General features: G+C 72.4%; 18 protein-coding genes. 11 read left to right on the top strand and 7 right to left on the bottom strand.

Features of this window, described 5'->3' with window-relative positions; genetic code table 11:
* The first annotated feature begins 266 nt into the window (after positions 1-266).
* Positions 267-1,121 carry a hypothetical protein gene (locus AB0O29_RS26860; protein ID WP_365156019.1) on the top strand — a complete coding sequence of 285 codons (855 nt, stop codon included), beginning with the start codon at positions 267-269 and terminating at the stop codon, positions 1,119-1,121.
* Between the two features lie 76 nt (positions 1,122-1,197).
* Positions 1,198-3,834 carry an alpha-glucan family phosphorylase gene (gene glgP / locus AB0O29_RS26865; RefSeq protein ID WP_365156022.1) on the top strand — a complete coding sequence of 879 codons (2,637 nt, stop codon included), beginning with the start codon at positions 1,198-1,200 and terminating at the stop codon, positions 3,832-3,834.
* 47 nt (positions 3,835-3,881) lie between these two features.
* On the opposite strand, the gene AB0O29_RS26870 is transcribed toward glgP, so the two are convergent.
* Positions 3,882-4,913, bottom strand: coding sequence for an Lrp/AsnC family transcriptional regulator (locus AB0O29_RS26870; protein ID WP_365156025.1), 1,032 nt, complete (start codon positions 4,911-4,913; stop codon positions 3,882-3,884).
* Positions 4,914-5,069: 156 nt separating this feature from the next.
* Between AB0O29_RS26870 and AB0O29_RS26875 the strand changes: the two genes are divergently transcribed.
* Positions 5,070-6,581, top strand: a complete 1,512-nt coding sequence (locus AB0O29_RS26875) for an MFS transporter (protein WP_365156028.1) — start codon at positions 5,070-5,072, stop codon at positions 6,579-6,581.
* 267 nt (positions 6,582-6,848) lie between these two features.
* A complete protein-coding gene (locus AB0O29_RS26880; protein ID WP_365156031.1) occupies positions 6,849-7,334 on the top strand; it encodes a hypothetical protein in 486 nt (161 codons plus the stop codon).
* A 98-nt stretch (positions 7,335-7,432) separates the two neighbouring features.
* Here the strand turns inward: AB0O29_RS26880 and AB0O29_RS26885 are convergent, their stop codons facing one another.
* Positions 7,433-9,715, bottom strand: coding sequence for a M4 family metallopeptidase (locus AB0O29_RS26885; RefSeq protein ID WP_365156034.1), 2,283 nt, complete (start codon positions 9,713-9,715; stop codon positions 7,433-7,435).
* Between the two features lie 382 nt (positions 9,716-10,097).
* On the opposite strand from AB0O29_RS26885, the gene AB0O29_RS26890 reads away from it, so the two are divergent.
* The gene (locus tag AB0O29_RS26890; protein WP_365156037.1) at positions 10,098-11,585 is read left to right on the top strand and encodes a sugar transferase; all 1,488 of its coding nucleotides are present in this window, start codon (positions 10,098-10,100) and stop codon (positions 11,583-11,585) included.
* A gap of 15 nt (positions 11,586-11,600) precedes the next feature.
* Here the strand turns inward: AB0O29_RS26890 and AB0O29_RS26895 are convergent, their stop codons facing one another.
* Positions 11,601-12,545 carry a GDP-L-fucose synthase gene (locus tag AB0O29_RS26895; RefSeq protein WP_365156040.1) on the bottom strand — a complete coding sequence of 315 codons (945 nt, stop codon included), beginning with the start codon at positions 12,543-12,545 and terminating at the stop codon, positions 11,601-11,603.
* 125 nt (positions 12,546-12,670) lie between these two features.
* Here AB0O29_RS26895 and gmd point away from each other — a divergent pair, with 125 nt between their 5' ends.
* The 3 genes from gmd (at position 12,671) to AB0O29_RS26910 (ending at position 17,476) form a co-directional block, all read left to right on the top strand.
* On the top strand, positions 12,671-13,684 hold the full coding sequence (gmd, locus tag AB0O29_RS26900) for a GDP-mannose 4,6-dehydratase (protein ID WP_365156043.1): 1,014 nt from the start codon (positions 12,671-12,673) through the stop codon (positions 13,682-13,684).
* A gap of 255 nt (positions 13,685-13,939) precedes the next feature.
* Positions 13,940-16,714 carry a LamG-like jellyroll fold domain-containing protein gene (locus AB0O29_RS26905; RefSeq protein WP_365156046.1) on the top strand — a complete coding sequence of 925 codons (2,775 nt, stop codon included), beginning with the start codon at positions 13,940-13,942 and terminating at the stop codon, positions 16,712-16,714.
* Positions 16,715-16,786: 72 nt separating this feature from the next.
* Positions 16,787-17,476 carry a hypothetical protein gene (locus tag AB0O29_RS26910; protein WP_365156049.1) on the top strand — a complete coding sequence of 230 codons (690 nt, stop codon included), beginning with the start codon at positions 16,787-16,789 and terminating at the stop codon, positions 17,474-17,476.
* Between the two features lie 59 nt (positions 17,477-17,535).
* Here AB0O29_RS26910 and AB0O29_RS26915 read toward each other — a convergent pair whose 3' ends face one another.
* Positions 17,536-17,763: a hypothetical protein gene (locus tag AB0O29_RS26915; protein WP_365156052.1), complete on the bottom strand. Its 228-nt coding sequence runs from the start codon at positions 17,761-17,763 to the stop codon at positions 17,536-17,538.
* A gap of 264 nt (positions 17,764-18,027) precedes the next feature.
* On the opposite strand from AB0O29_RS26915, the gene AB0O29_RS26920 reads away from it, so the two are divergent.
* Together AB0O29_RS26920 and AB0O29_RS26925 are read left to right on the top strand one after the other, a co-directional pair.
* The gene (locus tag AB0O29_RS26920; RefSeq protein ID WP_365156055.1) at positions 18,028-18,759 is read left to right on the top strand and encodes a DUF5919 domain-containing protein; all 732 of its coding nucleotides are present in this window, start codon (positions 18,028-18,030) and stop codon (positions 18,757-18,759) included.
* A gap of 10 nt (positions 18,760-18,769) precedes the next feature.
* On the top strand, positions 18,770-19,240 hold the full coding sequence (locus tag AB0O29_RS26925; RefSeq protein ID WP_365156058.1) for an NUDIX domain-containing protein: 471 nt from the start codon (positions 18,770-18,772) through the stop codon (positions 19,238-19,240).
* On the opposite strand, the gene AB0O29_RS26930 is transcribed toward AB0O29_RS26925, so the two are convergent.
* The 3 genes from AB0O29_RS26930 to AB0O29_RS26940 are packed head-to-tail and all read right to left on the bottom strand — an operon-like array spanning position 19,228 to position 21,480.
* Positions 19,228-19,791 (bottom strand): HD domain-containing protein, encoded by a 564-nt coding sequence (locus tag AB0O29_RS26930; protein ID WP_365156061.1) that lies wholly within the window; start codon positions 19,789-19,791, stop codon positions 19,228-19,230. The two genes, AB0O29_RS26925 and AB0O29_RS26930, sit on opposite strands and share 13 nt — an antisense overlap.
* Before the next feature lie 37 nt (positions 19,792-19,828).
* Positions 19,829-20,944 (bottom strand): glycosyltransferase, encoded by a 1,116-nt coding sequence (locus AB0O29_RS26935; RefSeq protein WP_365156064.1) that lies wholly within the window; start codon positions 20,942-20,944, stop codon positions 19,829-19,831.
* Positions 20,941-21,480, bottom strand: coding sequence for a WcaF family extracellular polysaccharide biosynthesis acetyltransferase (locus tag AB0O29_RS26940; protein WP_365156067.1), 540 nt, complete (start codon positions 21,478-21,480; stop codon positions 20,941-20,943). Before AB0O29_RS26940 ends, AB0O29_RS26935 begins: the two co-directional genes overlap by 4 nt.
* Positions 21,481-21,597: 117 nt before the next feature.
* Between AB0O29_RS26940 and AB0O29_RS26945 the strand changes: the two genes are divergently transcribed.
* On the top strand, positions 21,598-23,082 hold the full coding sequence (locus tag AB0O29_RS26945) for a hypothetical protein (protein ID WP_365156070.1): 1,485 nt from the start codon (positions 21,598-21,600) through the stop codon (positions 23,080-23,082).
* The last annotated feature ends 96 nt before the right edge of the window (positions 23,083-23,178 follow it).

A 23,178-nucleotide genomic window follows, 5' to 3' on the forward strand; every position in this document is an offset into this window, starting at 1 on the left:
CGGCGCCCAATCCGTGCTGTCGGTTAACTACTCGTACGTAGGGAGCGCCCCATTCCCCAAGGGGCCGCTCGACATCCGCCGAGGCTCCGTCAAGTCGGCGAGGACCAGGTGACGTCCAACGCGGCACCCCCGCCCCGCCCGCCCCACCCATCCCTCACACCCCGCAGGACACTCCCGCGCGGGACCCCGCCCCGTCCGCGACTGACGGTGTTTCAGCACTTCGGAAGGGGTCACCCGGAAAGGCGATCCGCGCGAGAATGCGCGGCATGGGTCTGACCGAGCAGCTCCTGCATCCCGACCCCCGGCGGCGCGAAGGGGCCGCGCGGCGGGTGAGCGCGGCGGTGTGGGACCCCGGGGCCGAGGGGGAGCTGGCCGGGCTGCTCGTCGAGGCCGCCTGCGCCGAGGAGGACCCCGGCGCGCTGGAGGCCCAGCTCGGCGCGCTCGTCACCGTCGAAGCGGGCATCAGCGACCTCGGGCTCCAGCGGCTCGGGCAGATCTGGCCCGCGCCGCCCGTACTGGAACGGCTCCTCGCGCGGGCCGGCCGGCTCCAGATCTCCGCGCCCGTCACCCCCAGCGGGTCCGCCGCGCTCACCGTCGTGCGCTGCCTGCGGGGGGTCCCCCGTACCGGCTCCCGGCTGCGCACCCCCGACGGGGCGTGGGTGGCGCTGGAGCGGATCGAGCTCTACGGGCGGGCCGTCGACCGGCTGGACGCCGGCAGCACCGCCCGGGTGCTGCTCTCCGGGCCCGGGGCGGGCGGACTGGAGGAATGGGACCGCCTCGACGTCGACCCCCGCGCCCGCGAATACGTCCGGCTGCTGCTGGACCCCGACCCCCGGGCGCGCGGCCTGGCCGCCGACGAGGCCGGCGACCACCCCGACGCCTGGGACGCGGACGCCGGCCGCCGGCTCTGCGCCGCCCTGGCCCGCGCCGCCGTCGCCGAGACCGACCCGCAAGCCCTGGAGAGCGAGCTGCGCGCCCTGCTGGAGCTGGGGCACTTCGTCTCCGCACCCGCCCTCGCCCTGCTCCGCGGCCTGGAACGCACCGCCCTGCCGCCCGTGCTGCGCCCGTACCTGGACGACCTGTTGGACGAACGGCCACCCGGCGACCGGATCCGGCGCTAGCCTTCCGGGGGCGTTGCGCGTTCGCACAGCGTGGTGCGGCCGCTCCGATCCGTCATCCCCTGCGAAGGTGGAACACGTGAAGGCTATCCGTCGATTCACCGTGCGCCCCGTCCTCCCCGAACCCCTCATGCCACTCGCCGAACTCGCGCGCAACCTGCGCTGGTCGTGGCATACGGAAACCCGCGAACTCTTCCAATCCGTCGACCCCGAGGGCTGGCAGGCAGCGGGCGGCGACCCCGTCCGGCTGCTCGGCGCCGTGCCCGCCGCCCGGCTCGCCGAACTCGCCGCCGACCGCCGCTTCCTGCGCCGGCTCGCCGTCGCCGCCGCCGACCTCGACGACTACGTCCACGGCGGCAGGTGGTACCAGACCCACGAGAACGGCGGCACGCTCCCCGCCGCCATCGCCTACTTCTCCCCCGAATTCGGCATCACCGCAGCCCTTCCCCAGTACTCCGGCGGGCTCGGGATCCTCGCCGGTGACCACCTCAAGGCCGCCAGCGACCTCGGCGTCCCGATCATCGGCGTCGGACTGCTCTACCGGCACGGCTACTTCCGCCAGTCCCTCTCCCGCGACGGCTGGCAGCAGGAGCACTACCCGGTCCTCGACCCCCACGAGCTGCCCCTGTCCCTGCTCCGGCAGGAGGACGGCACCCCCGCCCGGGTGACCCTCGCCCTGCCCGGCGGACGCTCGTTGCACGCGCACATCTGGCAGGCCCGCGTCGGCCGCGTCCCGCTGCTCCTGCTCGACTCCGACGTCGAGGACAACGACGCCGGCGCCCGCGAGGTGACCGACCGGCTCTACGGCGGCGGCAGCGACCACCGCCTCCTCCAGGAGATGCTCCTCGGCATCGGCGGGGTCCGCGCCGTCCGCGCCTACTGCGGGATCACCGGCCACCCCGACCCCGAGGTCTTCCACACCAACGAGGGCCACGCCGGCTTTCTCGGCCTCGAACGCATAAGGGAACTCGAAGGGGAGCGCGGCCTCGGCTTCGACGCCAACGTCGAGGCCGTCCGCGCCGGGACCGTCTTCACCACCCACACCCCCGTCCCCGCCGGCATCGACCGCTTCGAGCGCTCCCTCGTCGCCCGCCACTTCGGCGAGGGCGGCGAACTCGCCGGGGTCCCCGTCGAACGGATCCTGGAACTCGGCGCCGAGTCCTACCCCGGCGGCGACCCCGGGGTGTTCAACATGGCGGTCATGGGCCTGCGCCTCGCCCAGCGCGCCAACGGGGTCTCCACCCTCCACGGCGCCGTCAGCCGCGGCATGTTCGCCGGGCTCTGGCCGGGCTTCGACGCGGCCGACGTCCCCATCGCCTCCGTCACCAACGGGGTGCACGCCCCGACCTGGGTCGCCCCCGAGGTGATGCGGCTCGGCACCCGCCAGATCGGCGCCGGACGCACCGAGGACGCCCTCGCCGTCGGCGGCTCCACCCGCTGGGACGCCGTCGCGCAGATCGCCGACCAGGACGTGTGGGACGTCCGCCGCTCCCTGCGCGAGCAGCTGGTCCAGGAGGTACGGGACCGGCTGCGCGCCTCCTGGAAGCAGCGCGGCGCCGCCGACGCCGAGCTCGGCTGGGTGGACACCGTCCTCGACCCGGACGTGCTGACCATCGGCTTCGCCCGGCGCGTCCCCTCCTACAAGCGGCTCACGCTGATGCTGCGCGACCCCGACCGGCTGCGCGCCCTGCTGCTGGACCCCGACCGCCCGGTGCAGATCGTCGTCGCGGGCAAGGCGCACCCGGCGGACGACGGCGGCAAGCGGCTCGTCCAGGAGCTGGTGCGCTTCTCGGACGACCCGCGCGTACGCCACCGGATCGTCTTCCTGCCGGACTACGGCATGGGCATGGCGCAGAAGCTCTACCCGGGCTGCGACGTCTGGCTCAACAACCCGCTGCGGCCGCTGGAGGCCTGCGGGACCAGCGGGATGAAGGCCGCCCTCAACGGCTGCCTCAACCTGTCGGTCCTGGACGGCTGGTGGGACGAGTGGTTCGAGCCCGACTTCGGCTGGGCCATCCCCACGGCCGACGGGCTCGGCACGGACGAGGAGCGGCGCGACGACCTGGAGGCGGCCGCCCTCTACGAGCTGATCGAGAACCGGGTCGCGCCCCGCTTCTACGACCGGGCCGGCCGCACCGGGCTGCCCGAGCGGTGGATCGAGATGGTCCGGCGCACCCTGGTGTCCCTGGGCCCCAAGGTCCTCGCGGGGCGGATGGTGCGGGAGTACGTGGAACGGCTCTACGCCCCGGCCGCGCTCTCCCACCGCGCCCTGACCGCCGACGCGGCGCGGGACCTGGCCTGGTGGAAGGGCCGGATCCGGGCGGCCTGGCCGCGGGTGGCCGTCGAGCACGTGGAGGCCGTCGCCGCCGCCCCGGTGGGCGGCACCGCCGAGCTGGGGGCCACCCTCACGCTGCGGGTGCGGGTCGCGCTCGACGCCCTCGCGCCGGAGGACGTGGAGGTGCAGGCCGTCGCCGGACGGGTCGACGCCCAGGACGTGATCAAGGACGGGCGGGCCTTCCCGCTCAAGCCCGCCTCCGGTCCCGACCTGGAGGGCCGCTGGGTGTACGAGGGGCCGCTCGCCCTCGACCGGACGGGGCCCTTCGGCTACACCGTACGGGTCCTGCCCACGCACCCGCTGCTGGCGACCCCGGCCGAACTGGGCCTGGTCGCGGGCCCGGTGGACACCGACCCGGCGGGCGGCGTCCTGCTGCGCTGAGGCCGGGGGCTCAAGGGGGGCGGGCGGCGGTGGCCAGGGTGCCGTGCTCAGGGAGCGGGCGGCGGGTCCACCAGCCGTCCGTCCTCCACCAGCATCCCGGCCCGCTTGAGCGTCCGCAGGTTCGGGATCACCTCCACCTGCCCCATGCCGGGCACCGCGCCGATCCGCTCGGTGAGGTACGTGTACAGCGCGTCGGTGTCCCGGCACACCACCACGGCCAGCAGGTTCGCCGCCCCGGTGATGGCCGCGGCGAACGGCACCTCCGGATGGCTCCCCAGGGCGGCCCCCACCTCCGCCAGCCGGGCCGGGGGCACGGTCAGCAGCAGGGAGGCGTCCGCCTCGTAGCCCAGGTGCTCCGGGATGACCTCCACGTCGAAGTAGACCGCCCCGCGCTCGCGCAGCCGCTCCAGCCGGCGCCGGGCCGTGGACTCCGACAGGCCCGAGGCCCGGGCCAGCTCCGGATAGCCGGCCCGGCCGTCCCGCCGCAGCACCGCCAGCAGGGCCAGCTCGGCCTCGTCGAGGGTGTAGCGGGCGTCCGCGTACTCCGGTGGGGGCGGCGGCGGGCTCAGGGCCTCGACCTGGTCCGGGCGCAGCCCCTTCAGCGCGGCCCAGACCCCGGGGCCGCCGATGTACTTGCGCAGCACGGTGTGCGCGCTGATCGCCGTCACCCGGCGGGTGCGCGGCAGCTTCTCCAGCAGCAGGGCGTCCCGGTCCTCCCGGGTCCTGGCCCGGGTCATGCAGTGGATCTCCGTACCGCCCGAGTTCAGGGTCACCCAGGCGATGTCCGGCCGGCGGGCCAGCGCCTCGGCCACCGCGACCGCCGCGTCGGGGGCGCACTGGACGCGCACCCAGGACTCGAACAGCCCGACCCGGCCGCCCACCGGCAGCCCGACGACCCGCAGCAGGCCGTTGCCGCGCAGCCGGTGGTAGCGGCGCACCACCGTCTGGTCGGAGACCTCCAGCACCTCGGCCAGCCGGCTGAAGGGGGCCCGGCCGTCGATGGACAGGGCCTGGGCCAGGGACTGGTCGAAGGCGTCCAGCTCGGTGGGCCGGTTCCCGGCCCGGGTGGTGAGGTGCATGGTTCCCATCATTCCCGCCGCCCCGGTGACGGGAATCCTGCGGAAGGGGTCTTCCGGGTGGGTGATTCGGGGCCCCGCTGCCACCGTGGGGCGACCACAGAGATCAATCGCCGGGCACCGACGACCCCGGCTCCGAAGAACAGAAGGAGAATCCCCATGCGCAAATGGCTGCCCCTGACGGCGGTGTGCATCGGGGCGTTCATGCTCCTGGTCGACATCACGATCGTGACCGTCGCCCTCCCGGACATGGCCGCCGACATGCACACCGGCTTCTCAGGGCTCCAGTGGGTGATGGACGTCTACGCCCTCGCCCTGGCCGCCCTGCTGCTCGGTTCGGGCTCGCTCGCCGACCGGATCGGCCGGCGCCGGGTCTACCTCGGCGGGCTCGTGCTCTTCGCCGCCGCCTCCCTCGTCTGCGGTCTGGCCGACGGGCCCGGCGCGCTGATCGCCTTCCGTGCCGTGCAGGGCATAGGCGGCGCGGCGATGGCCGCCACCTCCATGGCCCTGCTCAGCGCCTCCTACCAGGGCCGCGACCGGGGCGTCGCCTTCGGCGTCTGGGGCGCGGTCAACGGCGCCGCCGCCGCGGCCGGGCCGATCGTCGGCGGGCTGCTCACCGAGCACTTCGGCTGGCGCTGGATCTTCTTCATCAACCTGCCGCTGTGCGCCCTCGCCGTGTTCGTGACCCTCAGGGCGGTGACGGAGTCCCGCGACCCGCGCGCCCGGGGGCTGGACCTGCCCGGCATGGCCGCCTTCACCGCGGGGGCCGGGTCCCTGACGTACGCGCTGATCCGGGCCGGCGAGGACGGCTGGGGCTCCTCCGCCACCCTCGGGCTGTTCGGCCTGGCGGCGGCGGCCTTCGCCGCCTTCGTCCTCGTCGAACTGCGCGGCTCCCGCCCGATGCTGGACCTCTCGCTCTTCCGCAGCCCGGCCTTCGTGGCCGTCATGACCGCCGGACTGCTGACCTCCGGGGCCGCGTTCTCGTACCTGATGTACGTCTCCCTGTGGCTCCAGTCCGCCGAGGGGATGAGCCCGGTGGGCGCCGGCCTGGCGCTGGTGCCGATGAGCCTGGCGGCCTTCGTCGTCGCGGCGGCGGCCGGGCGGCTGCTGCACGGGCTCTCCGCCCGGCTGACCATCGGCGGCGGGCTGCTGCTGATCGGCGCGGGCGCGCTGCTCCAGGCCTGGATGCTGGACGCCGGCGACAGCTGGCCGGCGCTGGTGCCGGGGCTGCTGCTGACCGGGGTCGGGGTGGGCGTGTCGATCCCCTCGCTCGCGGCCTCCGCGATGGGGGCGGTGCCGGCGGCCCGGGCGGGCATGGCCGGCGGCGTACTGAACACCGCGCGGCAGCTGGGCACGGCCCTGGGCATCGCGGTGCTGGGAGCCGTGTTCCACGCCGGGCTGGCGGACGGGCTCGGCGGGCAGCCCGCGGGCACCGCCGACGCCCTGGCCTCCGGCGGCGCCGGACGGCTGCTGGCGGCGGTGCCGGGGGCGCGGGACTGGGTGGACGCGGCGTTCGCGAGCGGCCTGCGGGAGACCTTCACGGTGTCGGGGGCGCTGGGCCTGGCCGGCGGGCTGGCGGTGTTCCTGCTGATGCGGCGCCCGGCGGCTGCCGGTGTGGCAGCCGTCCCGGCCCAGGCGGCCGACCCGGCCCGGCCGGAGCAGCCGGCGTAGGGGCGCTGCCGTCCGGGGGGCGGCCCGCTGAGCGGGGCTGGAATCTCGCTGCGCGAGATCCAGCCCGCGCGGCGATTGAGCGCTACGGGGTCCGGGGCCCGCCCCGGGGAACGGGCGAAGGGCGGGTAGGGGACCTCCGCCCCGTGCAGCGGCAACCCGGGCGCGCCGGGAGGGTGAACCCTCGAACACCTGCCGCATGGCACCGGCCCCGACGCCCCACGGGCTCCTAGGCTGCCCGCGGACGCCCCCGCGAGAAACGGACCCCCCATGCGCCTCCGCTCCACAGCCACAGCCGCTCTGCTCGCCGCCACCGCCCTGGTCCTGCCCACCGCCGGCCCGTCGCTGGCGAACGGCCACGACGACCTCGGCGAGATCCATTACCGGCTCCCGGACGACGGCGGCAGCCGGACCATCGAGCCGGCCGACAACGACACCTGCTACCGCCTGACGGGCACCGGCCGCGACCGCGCGGCCTACGCGGTGTGGAACGACACCGAGTCCCTGGTCCTCGTCTTCCGGGACACCAGCTGCGGCGGCGAGGCCCAGGAGGTGCTGCGGCCGGGCGAGCGGGCGCACGACCTGAACGCCCGCTCCGTCTACCTCAAGCCCACCGACGACCACCACCACGGCCGCCACGACCGCGACGACGACTGGGGCGACGAGGACCGCGCCCGCCCCCGCCAGGAGCGCGGCAAGGACCGCGTCGTGTTCGACAAGGCCTACCTCGACGCGGCCTTCCGCTCGATCGGCTGATCCGCCGCCCCATGGGACAGGGCCGCCCGGGGAGACTTCTCCCGGGCGGCCCCGTGGTTTCAGCGGTTCAGCCTTGCTTCACTTCCCGGCCCGAGGGCTCAGAAGGTGAGCTTCCAGCTGTCGATCTTGCCGGTGTCCAGGCTGGCGTTGTCGTTGACGCGCAGCTTCCAGACGCCCTGGGCGGCCTTGGCGGAGGCGTCCACGGTGTAGCTCTTGATGATGTTGTCGGCGCTGCCGCCCGCACGGTTGTGCAGGTTGTAGACGGTGCCGTCAGGGGCGACCAGGTCGACCTTCAGGTCGCCGATGTAGGTGTGCAGGATGTTGACGTCCACCTTGAGGGTGGCCGGCGCGTTGCCCGTGCGGGTGACCGTGATCGGGGACTCGACCGTGGCGTTGTCGTTGATCGCGTAGTCGGTCGTGTTCTCGAACACGTTCTGCTGCGAGGTGCCGACCGTCCAGCTGAAGGACGCGGTGCCGGTCTTGCTCGCCGAGTCGGTGACGGTGACGGTCACGTTGGACGTGCCCGCGGTGGTCGCCGTGCCGGAGATCAGACCCGTGGAGGAGTTGATCGACAGGCCGGCCGGCAGGCCGGTCGCCGCGTAGCTCAGGGCGCCCGCGTTGGTGCTGGTCGCCTGGACCTGGAGGTTCACCGCGGTGTTGATCACGGTCGTCTGGTTCGGTATCGCGGTGACGGTGACCCCGTCGTTGATGCGCGGGCCGACGTTGATGGCGGCCCAGGCGTTGGCCACGTTGTTGTACGTGGTCGAACCGGCGCCGTACAGGTCGGCGGCGGCCTTCAGGGTCTGGACGCGGGCGTCGGCGTAGTTGGTGGTCGACTTGAAGTAGCCCACCGTCAGCGCGCGGAACCAGATCTTCGCGGCGGCGTCGCGGCCGATCGCGGTGACCGGGAGGCCGTCGGAGGTCGGCGAGTTGTAGCTCACCCCGTTGATGACCTTGGCGCCGGAGCCCTCGGAGGCCAGGTAGAACCAGTGGTTGGCCGGGCCCGAGGAGTAGTGGACGTCGATCGAGCTGATGCCCGAGTACCACGCGTCCTTGGACGCGCCGTCCTTGCTCGGCTTGTCCATGTAGCGCAGCGGGCTGCCGTCGCCGTTGATGTCGATCTTCTCGCCGACGAGGTAGTCGCCCACGTCGGTCGGGTTGTTGGCCCAGAACTCGACGGCGGCGGCCATGATGTCGGAGGTGGCCTCGTTCAGACCGCCGGACTCACCGCTGTAGGTCATGTTGCCGGTGACCGAGGTCAGACCGTGGGTCATCTCGTGCGCGGCCACGTCGATCGAGGTGAGGGGCTTGTTGTTGCCCTCGCCGTCGCCGTAGGTCATGCAGAAGCAGGAGTCGTCCCAGAAGGCGTTGACGTACGCGTTGCCGTAGTGGACCCGGCTGTAGGGGGCCACGCCGTCGTTGCGCAGGCCGTTGCGGCCGTAGACGTTCTTGTAGTAGTCCCAGGTCAGCTGGGCGCCGTAGGCGGCGTCCGCGCCGGCCGTCTCCTTGTTGGCGGGCAGGCCGTTGCCCCACACGTCCGTGGTCTTGCTGAAGAGCGTGCCGGTGCCGGACGAACCTCCGTTGAGGTTGTACGTCTTGTGGCCGCCGCGCCCGGCGTCGGTCAGCGTGAAGTTGCTGCCGGACTGGGTGGTGCCGAGGGTCACCTGGCCGCTGTACTGCGTGTTGCCGGTGCCGGTCTCGATGGCCTGCCACTGGGTGATCTTCGCGCCGGTCTTGGCGTCGGTGATCACGTGCAGACGGCTCGGGGTGCCGTCGTCCTGGAGGCCGCCGACGACGGTCTCGAAGGCGAGGACGGGGGTGCCGGAGCCGGCCCAGATCACCTTGCGGGCGCCCTTGTCGGCCTTCGCCTGCTTGGAGCCCGCGGAGTTGGCGGCGGAGACGGCCTGGCCCTCCGCGGCGGCGGTGCTGACCGTGGCGTTGGTGTCCGCGACCTTGATCTCGTGCTCGGTCGCCTTGGTCACGCTCTTGGTGACGCCGCCCTTGGCGTGGACCGTCAGGTCGCCGCCGAGCACGGGCAGACCGTCGTAGGTCCGCTCGTAGGTGGTGTGCGTGGTGCCGTCGGCGTCCTTGACCACATCGCGGACGACCAGCTTCTCGCTGCCGCCGAGGCCGAGGGCCTTCGCCGCCTGGGCGGAGGTCGAGGTCGCCTCGCTGATGAGCGTCGCACGCTCCGAAGCGCTGAGTACGAGGTTGGCCGCGCCCGGGTTGGGCTGGGCGGCCGTGCGGGCCTGCGACGCGGTGGCGTCGGCGGCGTCGGCGGCGGCCGTGGCGGTACCGGCCTGCATACCTACGGCGAGCAGGGCGGCGGCGGCTACGAGTGCGCCGGCCGCGGTGGCACGCCGCTGGGGGGTGGGACTCAACGCAGACTCCTTCTGCAAGGGGGGATTCCGGATAGCTGGGTGGGCCTCCGGGCAGATCAGGGCTGTGCGATGAACGGATCGAAGAGTGCCACCTGGCGTGTCCGATGTCAGGGCCACATCAAAATGTTGGCTGGAAACGGTTCGTTGTCCGAAGATACGGATCCGGTATCCGAACCATTCACCTTCGCGTGCGACGGAACTCCGAACCCCATGGAACGCGTGGTACCGGTTGTTAACCCTTGGGTAACGAGAGCCCCCGTTCACCCAAACGGCATTTACCGTACGGGTGTTTGTCGTACTGTTTCCCGGTGCGACAGATGTTCGTTGCTTGGGGAAGCGGCGGGCGAGCGTCACCGACATAGACCACGTGCCAGGGGGGCTCATGAGGCATGTCCGTTTTCCTGCGCAAAGCGTGGCCGCGGCGGCAGGTGGTGCGGACGGGCCCCTGGACGCCCCCGCGCGGCGCATCGGTGACAAGGCCCGCTGGTACCTGCCCGCCGCCGTGGGCGCCGACTTCGCCGGCGCCGCCGTACCCGTCGGCCTGGTCTTCGACGCGGCGCAGCAGGCCAGGCCCCTGTACTGCGCGCTCGGCGCGGCCGTCGCATGGGTCGGCGTACAGGCCCTGCGCCGACGGTACGCCACCCGGGCGCTCGGAGAATCCCGCGGAGTGCTCCCCGTCGTACACGACTGGCTGATTCTCATCGGCGTCCTGGCCGTCGCCCGCGTGATCACCGGTGAGAGCACCCCGCGCCTGGCGGCCCTCGGCGCACTGCTGCCCGCCCTCCTGATCACCGTCGCCCGCCACAAACTGACGTACCGCCACCTCTTCGCGGCCCGCCGCGAGGCCCAGGCCGTCAGCCGGGTCCTGGTGGTCGGCGAACCCGCCGCCGCCGAACACGTCATCGCCCATCTCGCGGCGCGCACCGACCACCCGTACGTGGTCGTCGGCGTGCTCCCCGTCGGCGCCGGCGCCCTGGACGGCGGCGTGCCCGTCGCCGCCCGGCTCGCCGCCCGGATGCCCGGGGCCCCCGGCGGGGACTCCGCCGCCGTCCTGGACGCCGTCCGGAGCCACCACGCCGACCTGGTGCTGGTGGTGCCCGGGGCGCGGATCGCGGGGGAGCGGCTGCGCCGGGTGGCCTGGGCGCTGCACGACGAGGGGCTGGAGCTGGCCGTCTTCCCCGGGCTGGTGGAGGTCTCCGTCAAGCGGCTGGAGACCCTCTCCGCCGGCGGTCTCGCCGTGCTGCGGGTCGCGCCGCCCGTGCGGCGGGGGGCCCAGGCCCTGCTCAAGGCGGTGCTCGACCGGGTCGCCGCGGCCGCCGGACTGCTCCTGCTGTCACCGCTGTTCCTCGCGCTGGTACTGGCCATCCGGCTCGGCTCGCGCGGCCCGGCCTTCTACAGCCAGCGCCGGATCGGGCGCGACGGGGTCCCGTTCGTCATGTGGAAGTTCCGCACCATGGTGGTGGACGCCGACCTGCTGAAGTCCGAGCTGTCGGGGGCCAACGAGAACGACGGGCTGATGTTCAAGATGCGCCGCGACCCCCGGGTGACCAGGGTGGGCCGGCTGCTGCGCCGCACCTCCCTCGACGAACTGCCCCAGCTGCTCAACGTGCTGACGGGCCACATGTCCCTGGTCGGGCCCCGCCCCCCGCTGCCGGAGGAGGTGGCGGAGTACGACGAGGTCGAGCTGCGCCGGCTCACCGTGCGGCCGGGGATGACGGGGCTGTGGCAGATCAGCGGACGCTCCGACCTCTCCTGGGACGAAACGATTCAGCTTGATCTCCAGTACGTGGACAACTGGTCCTTCACCAGTGACGTCGACGTCATGGGCCGTACCCTCCGCGCCGTCGTCGACGGCCGCGGAGCGTACTGAGGGGCCGCGTTGTCGTCAGTTCTGGTCCAGCCACCAGCGGTAGGTGGAGGCGATGCCGTCGCGCAGCCCGATGCCGGGCTTCCAGCCCAGCGCGGTCAGGCGGGAGACGTCGAGCAGCTTGCGCGGGGTCCCGTCCGGCTTCGACGTGTCCCAGGCGAGCCGGCCCTCGAAGCCGGTCACCTCGGCGACCGTCTCGGCCAGCTCCCGGATGGTCAGGTCCTCACCGCAGCCGATGTTGACGGGCTCGTCCCCGTCGTAGCGCTCCAGCAGCACCGCGCAGGCGGCCGCCAGGTCGTCGACGTGCAGGAACTCCCGGCGGGGGGTGCCGCTGCCCCACAGGGTGACCTCGTCGCGCCCCTCGGCGGCGGCCTCGTGGAAGCGCCGGACCAGCGCGGGCAGCACGTGCGAGGACTGCAGGTCGAAGTTGTCCCCGGGCCCGTAGAGGTTCGTCGGCATGGCCGAGACGAACGAGGCGCCGTACTGCCTGCGGTACGACTGGACCTGCACGATGCCCGCGATCTTCGCCAGGGCGTAGGCCTCGTTGGTGGGCTCCAGCGGCCCGGTCAGGAGGGCGTCCTCCGTGATGGGCTGCGGGGCGAGCTTGGGGTAGATGCAGGAGGACCCCAGGAACAGCAGCCGGCCCACCCCGGCCGCGTGCGCCCCGCCGATGACGGCGAGCTGGATCTTGAGGTTGTCCTCCAGGAACTGCACCGGGTACGTGCTGTTGGCCATGATCCCGCCGACCTTGGCGGCGGCCAGCACCACGGCGTCGGGGCGGACGTCCCTCAGGTACGCCTCCGTCGCGGCGGCGTCGCGCAGGTCGAGATCGGCGCGGCCGCGGGTCAGCACCTCGTGGCCGTCGGCGGTGAGGCGGCGGACGACCGCGGAGCCCACCAGGCCGCGGTGTCCGGCGACGAAGACGCGGGCGTGCGGGGGCAGGAGCGGCTGCGGATTAGTCATACCGCCGATGATGCCAGCCCGCCGGGACCGGCCGGCCCGGACTTACGCCGTCCCGCGCACCCCACAGACCACACACCGAGGCGAAGCCTCATACGGAACAGCACCAACCGACCCCAGGGGGACCCATGGGCAAGACCGCACTGATCACCGGCGTCACCGGGCAGGACGGCTCGTACCTCGCCGAGCTGCTGCTCTCGAAGGGCTACACGGTGCACGGGCTCGTGCGGCGGTCCTCCAGCTTCAACACGGAGCGGATCGACCACGTCTACCAGGACCCGCAGACGGCGAACCGTTCCTTCGTCCTGCACCACGCCGACCTCTCCGACGGCGTGGCCCTGGTGAACCTGCTGCGCGACATACGCCCCGACGAGGTCTACAACCTCGGCGCCCAGTCCCATGTCCGGGTCTCCTTCGACGCGCCCCTCTACACCGGCGACGTCACGGGCCTCGGCGCGCTGCGGCTGCTGGAGGCCATCCGGGCCAGCGGCGTGGACACCCGCATCTACCAGGCCTCGTCCTCGGAGATGTACGGCTCCACCCCGCCCCCGCAGAACGAGGACACCCCCTTCCACCCGCGCAGCCCGTACGGCGCGGCGAAGGTCTTCGCGTACTGGACCACGGTCAACTACCGCGAGGCGTACGACATGTTCGCCGTCAACGGGATCCTCTTCAACCACGAGTCCCCGCGCCGCGGCGAGACCTTCGTGACCCGCAAGATCACCCGCGCGGTCGCCCGGATCAAGGCCGGCCTCCAGGACCACCTCTACCTCGGCAACCTCGACGCCGTCCGCGACTGGGGCTACGCCCCCGAGTACGTGGACGCCATGTGGCGCATGCTCCAGCAGGACGAGCCGACCGACTACGTGGTGGCCACCGGAGTGGCGGCCACGGTGAAGGAGTTCGTCGAGTCCTCCTTCACCCACGCCGGGCTCGACTGGAACGAGCACGTCCGCTACGACCCCAAGTACGAGCGCCCCAGCGAGGTCGACGCCCTCATCGGCGACGCCTCCAAGGCGCGGGAGATCCTCGGCTGGAAGCCGACGGTCCTCGTGCCCGAACTGGCCCGCATCATGGTCGACGCCGACATCCGGCAGGTCGAGGACCAACTGGCGGGCGCCACCGTCCGCATCGACCGCTGAGGCCGTATATTTCGCCTACGATGCGCCTACGTTTTGCGTGTCCCGGTCATGTCCGCGATGCTCTGCGGCCCTGACCGGGGCAAACCCGCCGTGTGTCGGCGTACGCCTCCCTAAGTGAAGCTGCTTGGCCCCGAGTTGGTATGCAGTGGGTCAAGTGAGGTGACCGGGACCCCATCGAGTCCTAGTCTGCGTCGGATACACACGGTTGTTCGTACATTTCCAGCCATGAGACCGGGCGTTTGCCCTGGGGGGTTCATGCGTAGATCCAGAGGGCTGACCGCTGCCCTCGTCCTGTCACTGACCGGCGCCGGCGCCGGTCTGGGCGTGGTGCTGATGCCCTCGGCGTCGGCCATCACGCCGCCGGTGGCGTTCACCGCCGACGAGCTGCCCACCTGGCAGCCGAACGGCGTCGTCTTCGCCATGGCCGAGGCGAACGGCACCGTCTTCGCCGGCGGCACCTTCTCGGCCGTCAGCCCGCCCGACGCCGTCGGCGGCGCCGAGCAGGAGGCCGTGAACTTCGTGGCGCTGGACGCCGCCACGGGCAACCCCACCGCCTGCAAGCTGGCCTTCACCGTCGGCGACGGCACCGCCACCGTCCGGGCTCTGACCGTCTCCAAGGACGGCAAGACCCTGTACGCGGGCGGCTACTTCGGTGCCGTCAACGGCACCCCGGTCTCCAGCCTCGCGGCCATCGACATCGAGACCTGCACGCCCAAGGCCTCCTTCCACCCGGGCGTCCCCGCCACGGTCCGCGCCCTCGACGCCACCGACGACACCCTGTACGTCGCCGGCGACTTCGGCACGGTCGAGGGCCAGACCCGCGAGCGGTTCGCCGCGGTCGACGCCGCCTCGGGCGCCCTCAAGCCCTTCACGGCCAACGCCGACGAGCCGGGCCGCGCCGTCAAGGTGAGCAACGACGGCAAGAAGGTCGTGCTCGGCGGTGACTTCTTCACCGTCAACGGCACCAACTCGCACGCCCTCGCGGTCGTCGACGCCACCACCGGCGCGGTCGCCAAGACGTACTCCAACATCCCGTCGAACTCGGTCGTCAAGGACATCGCCGCCGACGCCACCGGCTACTACACGGGCAACGAGGGCTCCGGCGGCGGCGTCTTCGACGGCCGCATCGGCCTGGGCCTCGACTTCAACGAGAAGTGGCGCGACCGCTGCCTCGGCGCGACCCAGTTCGTGCTCCCGTACGACGGCGTCCTCTACAGCGCCTCGCACGGCCACGACTGCTCCACGGAGCTGGAGTTCCCCGACGGCAAGCGCAACTTCCTGATGGCGCAGCCCACCGACCACACCGGCACGCCTCCCGCGCCCGTGGACGGCTTCGTGCGCGGCCCGCGCAAGCTCGGCTGGCACCCCACCGCCAACGACGGCATCGGCGAGGGCATCGGCCCGCGCGTCATGGCCGTCGCCGAGAAGTCGGACGTCAAGTACCTGTGGGTGGGCGGTGAGTTCACCCAGATCAACGGCAAGCCGCAGGCGGGCCTGACCCGCTTCGCCAACACCGGCGACGTCGGCGCGCCCACCACCCCGGTCGCCAGCGCCGGCAGCGTCAAGCCCGGCGAGGTCCAGGTCCGCTGGCGCACCAGCTACGACCAGGACGACAGCAAGCTGACGTACCGGATCTACCGCAACGGCTCGGCCACCCCGATCCAGACCATGACCGCCGACTCCCTGGAGTTCGAGCGGCCGCAGGCCTCCTGGACCGACACCACCGTCAAGGCCGGCCAGTCGTACACCTACCGGGTGACCGCGACCGACGGCGCCGGCAACACCAGCGCCCTGTCGGCCAGTGCCTCGGTGACCGTCCCGACCTCGGTCCAGGCCTACCCGGACAAGGTCCGCGCCGACGGCGCCAACCTGTACTGGCGCTACGACGACACCTCCAGCCCGTACGTGGCCGACTCCTCGGCCGGCGGCAACACCAGCGGCCTCCAGGTGGGCGCCCCGGCGCTGAACCAGGGCCCCGGCGCCATCACCGGCAGCAGCACGGCCATGGGCTTCAACGGCTCCAGCCAGCAGGTGTACAGCGACCACCGCCAGTTCGTGGGCAGCAGCTTCACCGTCGAGACCTGGTTCAAGACGAACACCACGCGCGGCGGCAAGCTGATCGGCTTCGGCAACAACACCTCGTCCAACAGCGGCTCGTACGACAAGCAGCTGTACATGACCAACACCGGCCGCCTCGTCTTCGGCGTCTACAACGGCTCGACCCGCACCATCACCACGGGCCTGTTCGAGACGTACAACGACAACAAGTGGCACCACGTGGTCGGCACCCAGGGCCCCGGCGGCATGACCCTCTACGTCGACGGCCAGAACAAGGGCACCAACAGCGCCACCACCTCCACCCCCTACGCCGGCTACTGGCACGTGGGCGGGGACAACCTCAACAGCTGGCCGACCCGTCCGACGAGCAACTTCTTCGCCGGACAGATCGACGAGACGGCCGTCTACCCGACGGCGCTCACCCAGGCCCAGGTCAAGTCCCACTACGACCTGGCCAAGGCCCCGGCCGACACGGTCTCCAAGGTCCCCGCGGCCGAGGACACCTACATCAACCAGGGCGCCCCGTCGACGGCCTACGGCACCTCCACGCAGCTCGCGGTCCGCGGCACCTCCGCGTACGAGTCGTACCTGCGCTTCACCCTCCCGGCCGCCCCGGCCGGGCAGGTCCTGAAGGCCGCCTCGCTCCAGTTCAAGACCTCCACGCAGGCCGGAGCCGGCACCGCCGACACCGTCTCCGTGGTCCCGGTCACCGGCACCTGGAGCGGCACGGGCACGACGTTCAACTCCAAGCCCACCCTCGGCACCACCCCGCTCGGCAGCATCGCGGGCGTGCCGGACGGCTCGGCCGTCCAGAACGTCGACCTCGACACCGCCGCCGTCTCCGCGGTGCTGGGCAGCAGCTACAGCCTCGGCCTGACCAGCACGGGCACCGACGCGATGTGGCTCTGGTCCTCGGAGGCGACCGCCGCGGACGCCGCTCCGCAGCTGATCCTCACCTTCGGCCAGAAGTAACCACCCGGACGCACGGGGCCCGGCGCACCTGCCGCCGGGCCCCGTACGCCTTCCCACCCACGGGAGCCCTCCATGCACCTCCGCTCCGCGACAGCGTCCGCGGCCCTCCTCCTCGCCACGGCCCTCACCCTCACGGGATGCAGCTCCTCCGGCGACGCCAAGGCCGACGCCGGCCCGGCCAAGCCGAAGCCGCCGGCCGCCTCCCCGGCCCCCGACCCGGCGGACGCCACCGCGCCCACCGCCGCCCCGGACCCGAACGCCAAGCCGACGGGCCCCGTCCTCCCGGACGCGCAGCTGACCCCGAAGACGGGCAGCTTCAAGGCGAACGAGAAGCAGTACCTGAGCGGCCGCGTCCCGGACAAGACCGACCCCGCGGCCGTCCTCCAGACGGGCCAGGAGACCTGCCAGCGGGTGGAACGCACCGCGAAGCGCGACAAGGACGCGGCGGCCGCGTCCATCGCCTCGGGCGAGCTGACCGGCGCCAGGGACGCGATCACGTACCTCTGCCCCGACCAGAAGCCCGTCCTGGCGACGGCGGAGAAGGGCCTGCCCGACGGCCCCCGCACCGACCCGCCCCCCGGCACCTACCGCGCGGCCACCCAGTCCACGACGTGCACCTGGGAGGCCAAGGGCAAGGACGGCACGATCCTCGCCTCGGGCCCGGAAACCCCGCCCAAGCCGGGCGACAAGATCACGGCCACCATCCCCGCAGGCACGTCCACCTTCACCTCCACGAACTGCTACGCCTGGCTCCCGGCGTAACCCACCACCTCAGCCGAACGCCGCCGCACCCCTCGGGGTCCGGCGGCGTCCGTACGTCTTCACGAGACCAGCGAGATATTGCCGAGCGCGGTGGACCACTCGATCCCGGAGGCCGGCCGGATGTAGGCGAGCCGTACCCAGTGCTCCTGCCCTCCGTAGCTGCACACCTGCTCCAGCACGACGGCCATCAAGAGGCCCGTCCCTTTGCTCGGGATGTCCAGCACGGTCCGGCCCAGCCAGGGGTGCCATTCGTGTCCGAAGGCGTCGTCACAGGCCACGGAGGTCACCGGGCCTCCCGAACCCTCCCGGTCGGGGATCAGTGGAGGTGAGGAACCGGGCCCAGCCGCGTGCGGCCCGCGCCAGCAGGCGGGGGCTCGGGCCCGGCGGGGGTTCGGGTAGGGGGACCTTGCGGTCGTTGCGCGTGCGCGTTTCGTCCATGAGTGCAGGAAACCGCTCAACGTAGTGGACGCGTCACGGTCCGTGTGGACGTTGAGGGACGTCTTGGTCTACCGTGAAAACGTCCCGGCGTCCCCGGAGAGAAGGCCAAACCCATGGCCAACGAGCGTCTGCGCGCTGCCATTTCGGTGAGTTCCGCCACCATCCAGTCGGTTGCCGCCCAAGTGGGGGTGGATCCCAAAACGGTGGAGCGCTGGATCACGACGGGCCGGACGCCTCACCGGACCCACCGCTGGAAGGCGGCGACCTTCCTCGGTGTCGACGAGCTCTACATCTGGCCGGCCGTCGCGCGGCAGGCCGACACGGCGAGCGCCTCCGAGCTGGTCACCTACTACCCGCACCGCGGTGTCGTCCCGGTCGGCCTGTGGTCGTCATTGATCGACAACGCGGTGAGCCACATCGAAGTCCTCGTCTATGCGGGCTTGTTCCTGTTCGACGGTCATCCTGAACTCGCCGACCGGCTCGCGAGGAAGGCGCGGGCCGGAGCGCAGGTGCGCATCCTCCTCGGGAATCCCGCCTCCGAGGTGATCCGGCAGCGGGGTGAGGAGGAGGGGATCGGCGCGGACCTCGCCGCGCGGTCGCGCATGACGCGCCGCTACCTCGAACCGGCCATGACGACACCCGGAGTCGAGGTCCGGCTGCACGAGACGATCCTCTACAACTCGCTCTACCGATTCGACGACGACGTACTGGTCAACCCCCATGTGCTCGGCGCACCCGCAGGGCAGAACCCGGTCCTGCACTTCCGCTACATCCCGGGCGGCCGGAGCTTCCGGCACTACATGAAGAGCTTCGACTACGCCTGGGAACGCGGCACACAGGCCTAGGCTGTTCGGCATGGCCCGAGTGGACTACTTCAACGACCCCAACGCGCCCGAGGCGAACAGCATCGTTCCGTCCGTGACCGTCGTGGCCCAGGACGGCGAGGGGCGGGTTCTGCTCATCCACAGGACCGACAACGGTCTGTGGGCCCTGCCCGGCGGGGGCGTGGACACCGGCGAGTCCGTAGCGGAGGCCGCCGTGCGCGAGACGCGGGAAGAGACCGGATTCGAGGTGGAGGTGACGGGTCTGATCGGCCTCTACACCAACCCTCGCCACGTCATCGCGTACGACGACGGCGAAGTCCGCCAGCAGTTCTCGATCTGCTTCTCGGCCCGCATCGTGGGAGGCGCCCGCCGGACGAGCAGCGAGAGCCGGGAGGTTGCCTTCCTCGCCCCCGGCGATCTGGACGGCATGCGGATCCATCCGTCCATGAAACTGCGGATCGAGCACGGGCTCGCCCGCCGGACCGAGCCCTACATCGGCTGACCGGAGAGACGGGCGCGGGTACGGGCGACCGCTGCCGCCAGGGTGGGGGTCGCCGCACTGATCGCCGTGTGGACCTCGCTGCCGGGTGCGTAACGGAGCAGGATCTCGTCGATGCGTGCCTCGAAGGCGAATCGCTGGCCGGCCGGGCCCGTCGTCATGTCGGCACAGGTCAGGGCATCCAGAAGAACCGCATCACCCCGGTCGTACACGGCGAGTTCCCTCCCGAGCCCCCGCTGCTCGGCCTCGTACTCGGCCCCCGAGTGGTGGGCGACCAGGCCGACGAGTTGCGCCGGGGCGCCCAGCGTCGCCAAGTACCGTGCCCCGTCGAGCGGGTGGAACCCGGTGTCTCGGACCGCCGGGGCGTACCCGATGTCGTGCAGCCACGCCGCTGCGACCAGCAGTTCCCGTGCCGCCGGGGGAACGGCCGGGGCCAGCTCACGCGCGCGCTCCGCGACCGCCTGCGTGTGCAGCCAGCGGTTGCCCAGCGGAGGCAGGAGGGACACGGCCAGCCGGGCCGCTCCCCGGGCGGAGTCCAGTACGGATGGGGCCATGGCCTCCACCGTATCGATCTACGTCCCTCCCCGCCCCCTAGCGGCTGATGTCCCCGTACACCCCGAGCAGGGTGTCCAGGACCGCGTCCATGGAGAAGGAGCCCGCCGCCAGTGCGCGGGCGGCCTTCGATGCGGCGGGGTTGTTCCAGGGGTCCAGGAGGTCGAGGACCGCCTCCGCCACCGGCTGGGGGCCCGGGGCGACGGCTCGGCCCGCGCCCGCCGACGCGATGTCGCGGGCCAGGCCGTTGGAGTGGGTGACGACCGTGGGGACGCCCACCGCCAGGGCTTCCAGGACCGACATGGGGAAGGGTTCGTCCACCGAGGGGAGGACGTAGACGTGGGCGCGGCGGAGTTCCGTGAGGACCTCCGGGGCCGAGAGGGCGCCGGGGACCGTGAAGCGGTCCGTCAGGCCCAGGGCGGTGATGCGGGAGCGGACGGCCGCGAGTTCGCCCTCGTCGGGGCCCGCCACCACGAACCGCGCGTCCGGGTGGTCCGCGAGGACCGCCGGGGCCGCGTCCACGAAGTCCACCGGGCGCTTGCGGGCCTGGAGGCGGGCCGAGTAGAGGATGCGCGGCGGGCCGGTGAGGGTCGGGCGCTCCTCCTGGGACGGGGTGCCGTTCACCAGGCGGACCGCCTGGGAGAGGGGCGGGGTGCCCACCACCGCGTCCAGGCCCGCCCGCTCGTGCGGGGTCAGGTAGAGGAGGGCCTCCGCGCCGCGCAGCAGGCGGCGTACCGCCACCGCGTCCAGGACCTTCGCGAGGAGCCGCTCGCTCGGGTCCACCATGCCGTGCGTCTGGAGGACCAGCGGCTTGCCCGCGCGCAGGGCCGCCAGCGCGACGGGCAGGGTGACCAGGTCGCGGGCCAGGTGGACGTGGACCAGGTCCGCCTCCCGCACCAGACGGGACGCCGAGGCCAGCAGGGCCGGCGAGGTCATCCCGCTGAAGCCGAGGGGGAGCAGCCGGCGGGCCGGGAACAGCTTCGCCGGGACGCCCTCGACCGACGTCGGCCAGGGGTCGAACCCCTCGCCCAGCGCCAGCAGCCGCGCCTCGTGACCGCGCTCCCGCAGCCCCTTGGCCAGGTTCAGCGCCACCCGCACCGGGCCGCCGAAGGCGTGCGAGGGGGAGTGCAGGGTGACGGCGTGCAGGATCTTCACTTCGGCTCCTCCACCGGGCGGCGGCCGCCGTCCCCGGTCTGCAGGGTCAGGGCGGGCAGGTCCTTGTGGACGACCGCGCCGGCGCCGGCCACCGCGCAGCGGCCCACCGTCACGCCCGCCAGCACCGTCGCCCGGACGGCCACCCACGCCCCGTCCTCGACGGTGATCGGGGCGTTGCGGTAGCGGAAGTCGGCGGCCCGGTGGTCGTGCGAGCCGGTGCACAGCATCGACTCCTGCGACAGGCACACGTGCGAACCGATCGTCACCGGCTCCAGGTTGAGCAGCCAGGCGCCCTCACCGATCCAGGTGTGGTCCCCGACCTTCAGCTTCCACGGCCACAGCACGCGCACCTTGTGCCGGATCAGCACCCCCTCGCCGATCTCCGCCCCGAACGCCCGCAGCAGCGCCACGCGCAGCCGGGCCGGGCAGAACCACGACATGAAGAGGGTGTTCATCACCGCGAACCACAGCGCCTGCGTCAACAGGCCCCGCCCCTTGTCGTATCCGGCCAGTGTGAAGGCAGGAAGATTGCGCACCGGTCGCCCCCGTCGTCCCACGCGCCTCCCCTGGCGCGGAACGCTCAGATTAGACTGCGCGCGGATCACGCACATGGGGTGGGGGCAAAGGTGGCTACGGACATACGCACACCCGGTGTGAAGGAGGCTCCGCCGACACCCGCGGACGAGGCCCGGTGGGGTCGGATCACCACCCCCCGCACCCTGCTCTCCCGCGCCCTGTCCGTCCCCCTCGCGCTCGGCTTCACCGTCTTCCTGCCCGTGTTCGTCGCCGCCCAGTCCGGCGACGGCCAGGAAGACGCCGCCTTCTGGCTCCAGTTGGTGCTCACCATGTACGCCGGTGCCCGGCTCTCCGCCATGGTGCTGACCAGCCGCCGCAAGCTGCTCCAGGGGTCCTTCTGGCTCTTCGTGTACATGGCCATGGGTGTGGCCCCCCTCGCCCAGGCCGTACTGGGACGGGTCCCGACCCCCGTGGTCGGACCCCGCTCCGACCTCACCCTCGCCATCGGGCTGGTACTCCTCGGCTGCACCGCCTTCGACGTCGGCGTGCTGCTGGCCCGCCACCGCCCGGCGGGCCGCGCGGGCGGGTCCACGAAGGAACCCCGCCCCGTCATGGCGCACCGGCGCAGGCTCCAGCTCCTCACCGTCATCGCCTTCGTGTGCAGCGCGGCGTTCATCGTCAAACTGGGCGGCCCCGCCGTCTTCTTCTCCAGCCGCCAGGAGATCATCGCCGGCATCCAGGACGCGGGCGTCTCCAACGGCGACGGCCAGGCCGGCCAGGCCCTGCTGCGCGGGTTCGGCACCGTGCCCGCGCTGCTCGCCATGCTGCTGTACACGCGCTGGCTGGTCACCTCGACGTACGCCCGCCGCAAGGTGTCCGTCATCCTCACCTGGGCCGGACTCCTCGTCCTCAACCTCATCGTCAACAACCCCGTCTCGAACCCGCGTTACTGGTTCCTGACCGTCATGTTCGCGATGCTGTTCACGCTCTTCCCGGTCAGCGCCGCCATGTACCGCGTCGCCCTGTCCATGGCCGTCGTCGTCGCCCTCCTCGTCTTCCCCTTCGCGGACCGCTTCCGCTACGACGAGAAGAACTACAAACCCGTCGAGACGACCTCGTTCCTGGAGCCCATGGCGCTCAAGGACTACGACCAGATCGGCATGTTCGCGAACACCATCACCTACGCCGACTCCGGCCCCGGCCACTCCTACGGCCGCCAGCTCGCCGGATCCGTCTTCTTCGCGGTGCCCCGCTCGGCCTGGCCCGGCAAACCGCACGACACGGGCGTGATGGTCGGCCAGTGGATGGGCACGGTCAACACCAACCTCTCCTCCCCGATCTGGGCCGAGCTGTGGCTGGACTTCGGCCCCCTCGGCATGGGCGCCGGCCTGCTGGCCATCGGGTACGCGGCCGCGCGCGTCGACCGCCGCTACGCCAAGCGCGCCACCCGCCGCTCACCCCCCGGCAGCCTGATCGCGGTGGTGGTGCCGCTGGTCGCCGGCTACTCGTTCATCCTGCTGCGCGGGCCGCTCCTCCAGGCCTCCGGCCGCGTCGCCATCGCCGCGATGTGCCTCGCGCTGGTGGCCACGTACCGCACGGACGGGAACACCACCCTGCGCTGAACCGGGGCGCTCAGCCGGCGATGCCCGCCCGCTTGTACGTCCGCATCAGCAGCGCCGTCTCCGCCGACGTGACCCCGTCGAGCCCGGCGAACACCC

The organism is Streptomyces sp. NPDC089915 (assembly GCF_040684675.1).
Classification (GTDB): domain Bacteria; phylum Actinomycetota; class Actinomycetes; order Streptomycetales; family Streptomycetaceae; genus Streptomyces.

Bases quoted from the DNA above. Each gene is read 5' to 3' on its own strand.
- AB0O29_RS26860 (WP_365156019.1), top strand. From the start codon at position 267: ATGGGTCTGACCGAGCAGCTCCTGCATCCCGACCCCCGGCGGCGCGAA.
- AB0O29_RS26870 (WP_365156025.1), bottom strand. From the start codon at position 4,913: ATGCACCTCACCACCCGGGCCGGGAACCGGCCCACCGAGCTGGACGCC.
- AB0O29_RS26875 (WP_365156028.1), top strand. From the start codon at position 5,070: ATGCGCAAATGGCTGCCCCTGACGGCGGTGTGCATCGGGGCGTTCATG.
- AB0O29_RS26880 (WP_365156031.1), top strand. From the start codon at position 6,849: ATGCGCCTCCGCTCCACAGCCACAGCCGCTCTGCTCGCCGCCACCGCC.
- AB0O29_RS26890 (WP_365156037.1), top strand. From the start codon at position 10,098: ATGAGGCATGTCCGTTTTCCTGCGCAAAGCGTGGCCGCGGCGGCAGGT.
- AB0O29_RS26895 (WP_365156040.1), bottom strand. From the start codon at position 12,545: ATGACTAATCCGCAGCCGCTCCTGCCCCCGCACGCCCGCGTCTTCGTC.
- gmd (WP_365156043.1), top strand. From the start codon at position 12,671: ATGGGCAAGACCGCACTGATCACCGGCGTCACCGGGCAGGACGGCTCG.
- AB0O29_RS26905 (WP_365156046.1), top strand. From the start codon at position 13,940: ATGCGTAGATCCAGAGGGCTGACCGCTGCCCTCGTCCTGTCACTGACC.
- AB0O29_RS26910 (WP_365156049.1), top strand. From the start codon at position 16,787: ATGCACCTCCGCTCCGCGACAGCGTCCGCGGCCCTCCTCCTCGCCACG.
- AB0O29_RS26920 (WP_365156055.1), top strand. From the start codon at position 18,028: ATGGCCAACGAGCGTCTGCGCGCTGCCATTTCGGTGAGTTCCGCCACC.
- AB0O29_RS26925 (WP_365156058.1), top strand. From the start codon at position 18,770: ATGGCCCGAGTGGACTACTTCAACGACCCCAACGCGCCCGAGGCGAAC.
- AB0O29_RS26930 (WP_365156061.1), bottom strand. From the start codon at position 19,791: ATGGCCCCATCCGTACTGGACTCCGCCCGGGGAGCGGCCCGGCTGGCC.